Source organism: Bradyrhizobium sp. Ce-3, from assembly GCF_022835695.1.
In the GTDB taxonomy this organism is placed as follows: Bacteria; Pseudomonadota; Alphaproteobacteria; order Rhizobiales; family Xanthobacteraceae; genus Bradyrhizobium.
On the sequence record NZ_BQUV01000005.1, the window covers coordinates 180,814 to 190,073 of the forward strand.

The following is a 9,260-nucleotide window of genomic DNA, read 5'->3' on the forward strand; positions in this document are numbered from 1 at the left end:
TCCGGAGTATCAGGGTTGCTGTGGTCAGGCCGAGGCGTTCGGCCTCTTGCGCTGCGGTATCGACCTTCTGGGCCAAGCCTTCACGTTTACCGGGGTATGCCATTCGTAATCCTCACTTAAGGTGCGAGATGAAAAATCCCACATATGTTGCAGAGCTGCAGAAAAAGCTCGGAGCTCCATCGAGCGAAACACTGGAAGGCCTGCGACTGTTGAAGGCCTTCCTTCGACTTGCGCCCGACCAGCGTTCCGAGGTCATCGAACTGGTCGAGCGTTTGGCGGTTGAGCCGCCGCGCGGTCCCTCACTGTCCTGAGGTGCTCGCAATCTCCATCGTGTGTCAGTTGTTCATTGGCTTGGCGGGCGGCAGCGTCGCGATGACGTAGATGGCGCCGCCTTCAAGCGCTTCGGATTGATGCGGGGTGCCGGCAGGCAGCAGGATGGTGTCGCCGGCACCAACCACCCGCTCGCCGTTATCCCAGATGAAGTTCAGCCGGCCGCTGATGATCATCAGGATTTCATCGACCGGATGGGTGTGGAAGTGATGCACCTTGCCAGCCGCGTCATGCTGCAGCTCGACGGAACCCTGGGCTGGGAGCAGGCTCAGGATCTCCGGATCGATGGCAAATTCGGTCTTCGTGCCCGCGATGATCTGGGTCATGCTGCCTGTTCCTTGTTCGCGATAGGTGTCGTCTTGTTCTGGGCGAGCTTGGCAAAGGGGCAGCCGCCGCTCGCATTGTTGTCGTCGTGCAGGAAGTACTGCAGATATTCGCGGCCGTCGGTCGCGCCGTAGCGGCCGAGGAGCGGAGAGGGGCTCGCGCTGTCGTACGGGATCAGGCGCTTGCGCACCTCGGCGAACGCGGCGGTCGCCGCCTTCTCGGTCCCGAGGATCTTGTCGAACACCCAGCGCGGCTGGAACGTGAGCATGAAGGCGCTCGACCGGCGGCTCTGGCGCATGACATGCGCGGGTGTGGTGCAGACCACGAAGATCGGCTCGCCGGCGAACGAGAACTCCCACATCGGGTGGTCGATCTGCTCCGGGATGTCCGAGGGCCACGGGTTCTTGTCCAGCCGCGCAAGCTGGTCGAGCGTCAGCCACATCTTGCGATAATAGGCGTCGAGCGTTTGCACGGGGCGGGGCCGCGTGAACACGATCAACGACGTATTGGGACCGAACGAGCGCGCCTCCGAAACATATTGTGCGAGCTGTTCGCCAAGCACAGCGACGTCGTACGGATCGAGGAAGAGGTAGCGAAGCTGATCCTGGCGATGTCCGGTCACCCCGAACACGCAAGGGAACGGCCTAGCTTCACTGCTCATCTGCGCCTCAAACTCGGAGAACATCACGCTTTGCCAGCTGCTGACCGGAAAGTTTGCCGCGACTTCGTCTTTTCTCAAGAACAAGCGCTCCATAACACCCCCTACACTCATAACGACACTAACGAGCTATCAACTTGCTTCTCATCAGCAGCGGCCCGGCGACGCCGGGCAGCGACATCAGAAGCAGAATGACGATCAAGGCGCTGTAACCGCCGTCACCGATCGCGGCCGTGTTATGCACGGCGTCGGTTCCGGAGACGTTGCTCGCAGCGAGCATCGCGAAACCAATGATGGGCTGCGAAACGCCGGCGAAGATCCCGGCGGCCGTGGTGTTTACGGAAGCTCCCACACCGATCAGGTCGGCGGTGTAGAGTTTCTTGACGCATTTCAACACCAGCGGGACGGTGCCGCCGGCGACGAGGCCCAGGACCGTGAACACGACGGTGACGTAGGCCAGACCAAACGTCTGGGCGATCGGCGGCAGCAGCAGCGCGATCAGCACCATGCGCAACACGCAAATACCGATCAGCGCGCGGTCGAGCATTGCCGCCGCACGATCGGCGGCGTGACCGAGGAAGATCGAGCCGAGCGCGTTGCCGATCATGAAGGCGAGTAGGGGCGTGCCGGCAGCGGTCGGTGTAATATGGAACAAGTGCGCGACCATCGGAATGCCCCAGACGCCCGACAGCGTCGTCACGACCGCGAAGTGCGATGCGAACGTCAAGGCGCAGCCCCAGTTCGCTATATGGGCCAGCGCTTGCCGCGCAGCGCGGGCAACGCCTTTCAGCGTCTTGTCGCTATGCGGGGCCGGATCCGGCTTGAGCGCGAGCTTGGCGAAGGCGAGGTTCGCAAGCCCAATGCAGGCGATGAAGAGGAAGCAGGCTCGCCAGCCGAACCCCGAGACCGCGGCTGCGAGCGGCGTGGTCGCGATCACGCCTCCGACATAGCCGGAGACCTGCGAGATGCCCGACATCATGCCAAACCGCTCGTCCGCGAAGCTCTGCGCGACCAGCTTCAGGAGCGCGGTGAAGACCAGAGCGTCGCCGCAGGCAACGATCAGGCGCGCGACGAAGACGTCGAGCAGGTTCGGCGCCAACGCGAACGCTGCGCTGCCGAGCGTCGAGGCGATCATGCTGATGAGGACGACGCGCTTCACGCCGTAACGGTCGACCAGAAGGCCAGCCGGAATCTGCATCAGGGTGTAGCCCCAGAAGTAGCTCGAGGCGAGCATCGCAACACCGGCGGCGTCGGTGTGGAAGTCGTGCATGAAGCTGAGACTGACCGATTGCGGCGACACGCGCTGCAGGAACGCAACGGCGTAGGCGATCGCGACCGCCGTCCAGGCGAGATAGGCGCGATCGGTGAAGCGCGACGTCGGGGCGTATACCGCTTGTTGTCCGAGCATCGACATCAAACCCTCGCGTACCCGACTGAGAAAAGGGCATCCGCTGAATTCGGGATCTTGCGCGACATCGCTGCATCGACCAGCGACACGGTGCCACGATAGGCCTGCCGATGGTGTTTAATGTGGCCGTAAGCGCCACGCATGATCATGTCAGGCAGTTCGAGCGGCTTGCCTGGATAGAGCGAGGTGCACATCTCGACACAGGCCGCTTGCAACGCGGGATCCTGCGCGTCATCGAGCAATGATGGAGTCACTTTTTCGCAAATCTTAGCGTTCGCAGCCCACACGATCGGATTTCGGGTGCGCCAGCCGTAGAGCACGTTGCCGTCGGCTCTCTCGGCGGCGCCCGAACACTTCAGGACTTCCGACGTGAAGAAGCTGTAGAACCCACGACCCTGGTGTGCCGGGAGCACTTCCGTGCCGCTCCGATAGATTCCAAGTCCGGCCGACATCTGCAGGATGCGATAGACCGAGAAGGCGACGAGGCCGGAGCCGTCGTAGACGAGGATCAGGCTGTACTTCTTGTCGAAGGGCGAGGAGGTTGCGGTCCAGTGCGGCTCGGTAGCCTGCCAGTTGACGGCGATGATACCGTTCATGGCGTCCATCAGCGGCTGACGGTCGCAGGCTTCGATCCGGGAAGCGTCGGGTAGACTGTAGATCGCGTAGTCCGTCCAAGGCGATTTGATCGCCTCGTATCCGCTGCCCAGATTTCCCGACATGGCAGAACTCCAGAGGTCCACCGCGAGCTATACAGGGCAGCCTCGAATGGCTTAAAGGACAATATGCCCTCGAAAACTGCCAAAGCGCCCCGGCCCGAGCCGCGCGACAAGAAAGCGACCCGATCGATCGCGATCGTCGCCTTTCCCGGCGTAACCTTGCTTGATATTTCCGGGCCGGCGCAGGTGTTCGCTGAACTGGAGGCGATCGAACTGCCGGGGCCCGGCTACTCGATATCCTATTTGTCGACCTCGGGCGGTTTGGTCCCGACCGATGTCGGCATGATGATCGACACGGCGCCGATCGACAGCATTGCTCCTGTCGAGGTCGACACGCTCGTGATCCCCGGCGGGCCGGGGATCTGGAAGATCCGGAACGACGCCAGATTGATGGGGTGGATTGCGGAAGCGTTACCGAAGGCGCGTCGTATCGCGTCGGTATGCCTCGGCGCCTTTGCGCTAGCCTGGACCGGGATCCTCGACGGCAAGCGTGCTGCAACGCACTGGCGCTATTGCCCGCGCCTGCAGGACAGTTTCCCGAATATCCGCGTCGAGCCCAACGCCATCTTCGTCAAGGATGGGCGGGTCTGGTCGTCGGCCGGCGTCAGTGCGGGCATCGACCTGGCACTCGCCATGATCGAGGAGGATTTCGGCCACACCATCGCGCTCGATGTTGCGCGCAGACTGGTGGTGTTTCTGAAGCGGCCGGGCGGCCAGAGCCAGTTCTCGACCGTCCTTGCAGCCCAGGCGTCGGACGTCGAGGGGCGCTTCAGCGCACTGCATGCCTGGATCATCGAGAACATCACTGATGACCTCAAGGTCGAGACCCTCGCGGAGAAGGCCGGGATGACGCCGCGCACCTTCGCCAGGACCTATGTCAGCCGCACCGGCATGACGCCAGCAAGCGGCGTCGAAGCGCTTCGTGTGGAGACGGCGCGCTTGCTGCTCGAAAGCCGCCAGATCGGCGGCGTGGTCGAGGTCGCCAAGCGCGCAGGCTTTGGCGATGACGAACGGATGCGGCGGGCTTTCCTGCGCCACCTCGGCGTGTCGCCGACCGAGTACCGAAACCGGTTTTCCGGCAGCTAGCTCGCCGCGGGCGCGGCCAGTTCGGATGCGGCGGCTTCGCCTCGAAAGCCGATCTATCTCATGCGCGAATAGCTGGCCTTCGCTGACCTGATTCATGGTTCAAGGTGGTAGCTTTTCCGGTTTGTCTGCGGCTAAGGTGCCCGCAAAATCGGGAGAAGAAACACCATGAATGACGGGACCCCCATCCAGCAGGCGCGCAACGTCGAACTCGGCGCCAGCGGCGAGGAATTCCAGAACCTGCACGAATTCGCGCAAAAGGCCCGCGCCAAGCTGAACCAGAACGCCTGGGACTATGTCGTCGGTGCCTCGGAGACCGAAACCACGATGCGCCGCAACAGAATGGCGCTCGACGAGATCGCGTTCCGGCCGCGCGTCCTGCGCAACGTCATCAATGTCGATCCTTCCACCGAGGTATTCGGGCGCAAGCTCCGACTTCCCGTGATGATCGCCCCGGTCGGCGCCCTTGAGATCTTCGACCCGGAGGCGGGCGCTGCCGTCGCGCGCGGAGCTGGATCGTTCGGCGCGGCGCATATGCTGAGTTCGGTGTCCGAGCCCGGGTTGGAGAACACCGCCAAGGCGGCACCTGACGCCTTGCGCATCTTCCAGCTCTATGTGCGCGGCGACGATGCCTTCGTCGAGGATGTGGTCAGCCGATCCATCGACAACGGATACGCCGCGTTCTGCCTCACGGTGGACACCGCCCATTACAGCCGGCGCGAGCGCGACATCGCCAAGCGCTATGTCCGCGAAAGCCGCATTCGCGCCACTGGCGGCGATTTCCAGAAGGGGCTGGAATGGCGGACGGTGAAGTTGATCAAGGACAAGTTCAAGATTCCGCTGATCCTCAAGGGAATCGCAACCGCCGAAGACGCCAGGATCGCGCTCGATCACGGGGTCGACTGGATCTACGTCTCAAATCACGGCGGACGGCAACTCGATCACGGCCGTGGCTCCATGCATGTGCTGCCCGAGATCGTTCAGGCTGTCGCCGGTCGGGCCAAGATCATGGTCGACGGCTCGATCTGCCGCGGCACCGACATTGTGAAGGCCGTCATCTCGGGCGCCGACCTTGTCGGGATCGGCCGTCTGCAATGCCTGGCGCTCGCCGCGGCCGGCGAGGCGGGCATTGTCCGGATGCTGGAATTGCTGGAGGACGAGGTGATCCGCTGCCTGGGGCTGCTCGGCGTCACCAGCTTTGCCGAGCTGGACAAGTCCTATCTGCATCCGGCGATGCCGACCAACCTGCCGAGCGTGTTCAGCGCATTCCCGCTGCTCGATATCGAACCGTACCGCTACTGAGCGGCCCTGAGAGCCGTAGGGCGCGGTGAGACGATCAGGGCGGTGGGTGCCCTGGTCGCCAACTCGCCATCAATCTGTGGTGTCCATGAAGCCGCCGTGGCAAAGACAAAGTCTGATCCAAATGCGGCACTAGTCGAGGTGGATGGCAGATCATCCATTCGCTGAATTTTCACTTGAACGCGCGATCGGCTTACGCTGGACCCTTCGCGATATCCAGGCTCGCAGGCTCAGATTGTCTCCGGTCAGCGACGAGGATTTACGCCTCCTCACTGAGCTCGGTCTGGTTGAAATGCATGACGACGAGCCAGCGCTGACGGAGGCCGGCGCCGCGGTGCTGAGCGACTGAACGGGCTGGCAGCCTAGCGCGCGTTCAGGAAGCTTTCGCCGGAATTGCACGGCGTGCACTGGTAAGTCAGCACGTCGTAGACCTGGTCGCGCGGCTCGATCAGAGCAAGCCGCATCTGCGTGCCGCATTTCATGCACGGCATTTCGATGCTGGTCTTGAAACGGGTGCAGGTCGGTGTTGGACGAACGGCGCGCAGCATCGGATCCCCTTATTCCCCAAGAGACGCGACAAGAGACGCGAACGCGACCAACAACGAGGCCGAATCACTATGCCACAGTGCTGACATGATTGGAATCCGCCGGTGATACGGTCTCACCGCTAGGTAATTTTTCCTCGGCTGCCGGAGCGGACCGGACCCTGTCCTGGTTGGCGATACGGCGCTGACGCCGTTACAATCTATGCTAACGTCGCCAGACGCTTTTTTCAGGGGGCGCGATCATGATTGAGCCAAAGCTTGAAGTTCCCGCCGAGTTGCGCGATCTCGCGGAAAAGACCATTGACCAGGCCGAACAGGCCTTCAGCCTGTTCTTTGATGCCGCGAGCAAGTCGATGACGTCGATGCCGGGCGCGGGGACAGAGATTTCCAAACAGGCGCTGTCGTTCACCGAGCAGAACATGAAGGCGGCGTTCGAGCATGCACGCAAGCTCGTGCACGCCACCGATCTGCAGGAGGCGATGCGGATTCAGTCGGAATTCCTGCGCAGCCAGTTCACCAATGCAGGCGAACATATGCGGCAGATCAGCGGAAGCGTGATGTCCGCGACCAAGGACGCGACAAAGGGCAAGTTCTAGGACCGGCCTTCGCGGCGCATCGCCGCCTAGCGCCGGCGCGCGACAGCGACGCCCAGCAAAAACGCGACGAACAAGCTTGCGAGCGGCGCTTCGCGCGTGACCGCACTCACAGTGGCCAGCGCTCCGCCCGGCCGGCGCGAAGTTGCGATCGCGTCGCTGAGGCGATCGGCGGCCGCCCGAAGTCCGTCCGACACCTCCGTGATGGTGCGCGAAACGTCCGTCGCGGCGTCGATCGCCCGCTCACCGAGCGTGGGCTGTAGCGGGGATTCCGGGATTTCGGAGCTCATGTATCGTCCCCAGGATTTGCTGAAGGCCAGGTGCCCGCCGCCTTTTGGCGAGCCGCGTGTTCGCGTGTTCTGAACGGCGAGGCGGCCCGGTATCGTGAAAATTCAACAGGCCTGGATTGGTTCCACCGGCATGCCTCGCTTTCATATCGAGGAACCGGAAACTTACGCGCGGCTCGCGGCTTGTTTCCGTGGAGGAGACGATGATGACGATGCATGCGCATGGCATTACCCGGCACGATCCGGTCGAGCATCGAAATCGGCACGGAGGCACGCCGCTGTTGGTTGCGGCTGTGGTTGCCATCCTCGGCGTGCTGGGCATGTTGATCGTCGACCACGGTCCGTGGAGCAAGCCGGAGGTCCAGCCGGCTGCCTCCGCAAATCACTCAACGACCGGCGAGGCAGCACGTGCGGCCGGCGCAAAGGTGATGCCGTCCGAGCCCAAGGCGCCGATCGAGCCTGCTCCACCGGGCCCCAAGCCTGCTCAACCGGCAAACCCGATCCCGCCGCAATAGTGTGGGGCGCTCGTGGACCGCATCCGGGACGATCGCGGGATGGTCAGCGCATGCTGACGAGCATGCCCCACGCTGCGGCAAATCCGGCGCCGACGAGAGCCAGCAGCGGGCTGTCGCAGAAGATGCCGCCATACTGGCACATGGTGATACCGAGCGAACCGATCTGGTGATGGCCGGCGGCATAGAACAGCCCGGACAGGACCGCGAGCGCGGCAGCAACGAAATACATCGGCGCTTCCTCCTTGCAATCAAACTGCGGCGCGGGTCGATCGACGCGAGCCAAAACTGTCCTGATGCCGATCCAAATGTTGTGAGCGCTTGTCGCACTTGACGCGTCGGGCAACTCAGCGGCACACTGGCATCATCGCAAGGAGCATACGGCGATCGGCGCCGGCTCGTGTCGCGATTCCGGAACATGCACCGACTTTTCGATCAGGGCGGTTTCCCGCCCTCGAAGCCGACGCGTCATATTTTACCGATCGCATTCAGCTCGTAAAAACGTTTGACACGTCGGGCAACTCAGGGGCATAATCCGAAAATCAGAAATTGTTGAGCCCGCGCGGAGCAATCCGCGGCGGGCTTTTTGTTTGCCGTTTCACCAATCGGACGGCGGCCGCATCGTCACGACGCCACATCCTCCCAGCCCGTCGCCTGAGCGTCGAAAAGCGAGCCGCCGTCCGACCCCTCTTGAAACCAGCACGACATTGGCCGGCGCGCGCGAACGCGCCGGTCCTGCGGCGCGGCGAAAGCCGGCGCCGCCCGCGGCCCCATTCGTCAGGGATAAGGTTCGCGCCTCAAAGATCGCCGCCCGCTGCGCGATCTGCCGCACATTCATTCGATGGCCGCTTCGCGCGGGCGCCTGCTCTTCTGCACAAAAACTCCTGAAACCATGCGCAACATATGCTCAGGTTTGTGGGCGCTGCTGCGCGGCATTTGCTCGTATACTTTAGAGAGCAGATGCGCCGCCGATTGCTGGCAGTGAACCTCGGGTGTTGTAAGTTCGCTTGGTTCAATGAGCGGTTGGGGTGATGTCTCATCTAAATCGCCTTCGGCGGGGACAATTCATGGACGCCGAGCAGATTATCCGCGCGACACCGATGATCAATCATCTCTCCACGATTGCCGCTATCGGATGCGTGTTTCCAACTTATTTTCTTCGTCTCCGTCCGGCGACTTACAGATTGGTCCTGTCTGTGGGGATCATCTTCGGCCTTTCGACGTTGGCGATCTGGATCACGGTGCTGCTTGTTGGCCCGTTGGACGAGTTCGCTCGTGATATTGCGATCGTTACACTTGTGTCGTTCTCACCGCTCGTTGTTGTCCTGACCGCAATTCTTGTGGGGATCAAGTGGATCTCACGCGTCGTCTTATGGAACACGGTTGTCTTGACTTGCGTCATTTTGGATTGGGCGGGAGTCTGGGCCTACTTCTGGGCTCTTTCGTAAGTACTCGAAAACCGGCCTGAAACTCATACCCAAAGAGATTAATCATGGCCTCCACTC

General features: G+C 62.3%; 14 protein-coding genes. 7 read left to right on the forward strand and 7 right to left on the reverse strand.

Translation table 11 applies throughout. The features are described 5' to 3' along the window. Positions 1 to 128 precede the first annotated feature (128 nt). Complete coding sequence (locus BRSPCE3_RS18705; protein WP_244067498.1) at positions 129 to 311, forward strand: hypothetical protein; 183 nt, start codon at positions 129 to 131, stop codon at positions 309 to 311. A gap of 24 nt (positions 312 to 335) precedes the next feature. Here BRSPCE3_RS18705 and BRSPCE3_RS18710 read toward each other — a convergent pair whose 3' ends face one another. The 4 genes from BRSPCE3_RS18710 to BRSPCE3_RS18725 form a co-directional block, all read right to left on the reverse strand. After that, entirely contained in the window at positions 336 to 656 is a 321-nt protein-coding gene (locus BRSPCE3_RS18710; RefSeq protein WP_244067500.1) for a cupin domain-containing protein, read from the reverse strand. Continuing rightward, complete coding sequence (locus BRSPCE3_RS18715; RefSeq protein WP_244067501.1) at positions 653 to 1,315, reverse strand: YqcI/YcgG family protein; 663 nt, start codon at positions 1,313 to 1,315, stop codon at positions 653 to 655. The genes BRSPCE3_RS18710 and BRSPCE3_RS18715 overlap by 4 nt, the downstream gene beginning before the upstream one ends. Positions 1,316 to 1,433: 118 nt before the next feature. Next, positions 1,434 to 2,726: an MFS transporter gene (locus tag BRSPCE3_RS18720; RefSeq protein WP_244067503.1), complete on the reverse strand. Its 1,293-nt coding sequence runs from the start codon at positions 2,724 to 2,726 to the stop codon at positions 1,434 to 1,436. Continuing rightward, positions 2,726 to 3,439, reverse strand: coding sequence for a hypothetical protein (locus BRSPCE3_RS18725; protein WP_244067505.1), 714 nt, complete (start codon positions 3,437 to 3,439; stop codon positions 2,726 to 2,728). Before BRSPCE3_RS18725 ends, BRSPCE3_RS18720 begins: the two co-directional genes overlap by 1 nt. A gap of 63 nt (positions 3,440 to 3,502) precedes the next feature. Here BRSPCE3_RS18725 and BRSPCE3_RS18730 point away from each other — a divergent pair, with 63 nt between their 5' ends. The 3 genes from BRSPCE3_RS18730 to BRSPCE3_RS18740 all read left to right on the forward strand — a co-directional run bounded on the left by BRSPCE3_RS18730 (position 3,503) and on the right by BRSPCE3_RS18740 (position 6,167). Beyond that, a complete protein-coding gene (locus tag BRSPCE3_RS18730) occupies positions 3,503 to 4,522 on the forward strand; it encodes a GlxA family transcriptional regulator (protein WP_244067506.1) in 1,020 nt (339 codons plus the stop codon). A 165-nt stretch (positions 4,523 to 4,687) separates the two neighbouring features. Further along, the gene (locus BRSPCE3_RS18735) at positions 4,688 to 5,821 is read left to right on the forward strand and encodes an alpha-hydroxy acid oxidase (protein ID WP_244067507.1); all 1,134 of its coding nucleotides are present in this window, start codon (positions 4,688 to 4,690) and stop codon (positions 5,819 to 5,821) included. 142 nt (positions 5,822 to 5,963) lie between these two features. Continuing rightward, entirely contained in the window at positions 5,964 to 6,167 is a 204-nt protein-coding gene (locus BRSPCE3_RS18740; RefSeq protein ID WP_244067509.1) for a hypothetical protein, read from the forward strand. Positions 6,168 to 6,180: 13 nt separating this feature from the next. Here BRSPCE3_RS18740 and BRSPCE3_RS18745 read toward each other — a convergent pair whose 3' ends face one another. After that, positions 6,181 to 6,366 (reverse strand): hypothetical protein, encoded by a 186-nt coding sequence (locus tag BRSPCE3_RS18745; RefSeq protein WP_018272817.1) that lies wholly within the window; start codon positions 6,364 to 6,366, stop codon positions 6,181 to 6,183. A gap of 239 nt (positions 6,367 to 6,605) precedes the next feature. Here BRSPCE3_RS18745 and BRSPCE3_RS18750 point away from each other — a divergent pair, with 239 nt between their 5' ends. Continuing rightward, positions 6,606 to 6,959 (forward strand): phasin, encoded by a 354-nt coding sequence (locus tag BRSPCE3_RS18750; protein ID WP_016847366.1) that lies wholly within the window; start codon positions 6,606 to 6,608, stop codon positions 6,957 to 6,959. A 26-nt stretch (positions 6,960 to 6,985) separates the two neighbouring features. On the opposite strand, the gene BRSPCE3_RS18755 is transcribed toward BRSPCE3_RS18750, so the two are convergent. Then, a complete protein-coding gene (locus tag BRSPCE3_RS18755) occupies positions 6,986 to 7,246 on the reverse strand; it encodes a hypothetical protein (protein WP_244067511.1) in 261 nt (86 codons plus the stop codon). Positions 7,247 to 7,455: 209 nt separating this feature from the next. Between BRSPCE3_RS18755 and BRSPCE3_RS18760 the strand changes: the two genes are divergently transcribed. After that, entirely contained in the window at positions 7,456 to 7,758 is a 303-nt protein-coding gene (locus tag BRSPCE3_RS18760; RefSeq protein WP_375709934.1) for a hypothetical protein, read from the forward strand. A gap of 43 nt (positions 7,759 to 7,801) precedes the next feature. Here BRSPCE3_RS18760 and BRSPCE3_RS18765 read toward each other — a convergent pair whose 3' ends face one another. After that, complete coding sequence (locus BRSPCE3_RS18765) at positions 7,802 to 7,987, reverse strand: hypothetical protein (protein ID WP_244067514.1); 186 nt, start codon at positions 7,985 to 7,987, stop codon at positions 7,802 to 7,804. A gap of 835 nt (positions 7,988 to 8,822) precedes the next feature. Here BRSPCE3_RS18765 and BRSPCE3_RS18770 point away from each other — a divergent pair. After that, positions 8,823 to 9,203, forward strand: a complete 381-nt coding sequence (locus BRSPCE3_RS18770; protein WP_244067515.1) for a hypothetical protein — start codon at positions 8,823 to 8,825, stop codon at positions 9,201 to 9,203. The last annotated feature ends 57 nt before the right edge of the window (positions 9,204 to 9,260 follow it).

Bases quoted from the DNA above. Each gene is read 5' to 3' on its own strand.
- BRSPCE3_RS18705 (WP_244067498.1), top strand. From the start codon at position 129: ATGAAAAATCCCACATATGTTGCAGAGCTGCAGAAAAAGCTCGGAGCT.
- BRSPCE3_RS18710 (WP_244067500.1), bottom strand. From the start codon at position 656: ATGACCCAGATCATCGCGGGCACGAAGACCGAATTTGCCATCGATCCG.
- BRSPCE3_RS18715 (WP_244067501.1), bottom strand. From the start codon at position 1,315: ATGAGCAGTGAAGCTAGGCCGTTCCCTTGCGTGTTCGGGGTGACCGGA.
- BRSPCE3_RS18720 (WP_244067503.1), bottom strand. From the start codon at position 2,726: ATGTCGATGCTCGGACAACAAGCGGTATACGCCCCGACGTCGCGCTTC.
- BRSPCE3_RS18725 (WP_244067505.1), bottom strand. From the start codon at position 3,439: ATGTCGGGAAATCTGGGCAGCGGATACGAGGCGATCAAATCGCCTTGG.
- BRSPCE3_RS18730 (WP_244067506.1), top strand. From the start codon at position 3,503: ATGCCCTCGAAAACTGCCAAAGCGCCCCGGCCCGAGCCGCGCGACAAG.
- BRSPCE3_RS18735 (WP_244067507.1), top strand. From the start codon at position 4,688: ATGAATGACGGGACCCCCATCCAGCAGGCGCGCAACGTCGAACTCGGC.
- BRSPCE3_RS18740 (WP_244067509.1), top strand. From the start codon at position 5,964: ATGGCAGATCATCCATTCGCTGAATTTTCACTTGAACGCGCGATCGGC.
- BRSPCE3_RS18745 (WP_018272817.1), bottom strand. From the start codon at position 6,366: ATGCTGCGCGCCGTTCGTCCAACACCGACCTGCACCCGTTTCAAGACC.
- BRSPCE3_RS18750 (WP_016847366.1), top strand. From the start codon at position 6,606: ATGATTGAGCCAAAGCTTGAAGTTCCCGCCGAGTTGCGCGATCTCGCG.
- BRSPCE3_RS18755 (WP_244067511.1), bottom strand. From the start codon at position 7,246: ATGAGCTCCGAAATCCCGGAATCCCCGCTACAGCCCACGCTCGGTGAG.
- BRSPCE3_RS18760 (WP_375709934.1), top strand. From the start codon at position 7,456: ATGCATGCGCATGGCATTACCCGGCACGATCCGGTCGAGCATCGAAAT.
- BRSPCE3_RS18765 (WP_244067514.1), bottom strand. From the start codon at position 7,987: ATGTATTTCGTTGCTGCCGCGCTCGCGGTCCTGTCCGGGCTGTTCTAT.
- BRSPCE3_RS18770 (WP_244067515.1), top strand. From the start codon at position 8,823: ATGGACGCCGAGCAGATTATCCGCGCGACACCGATGATCAATCATCTC.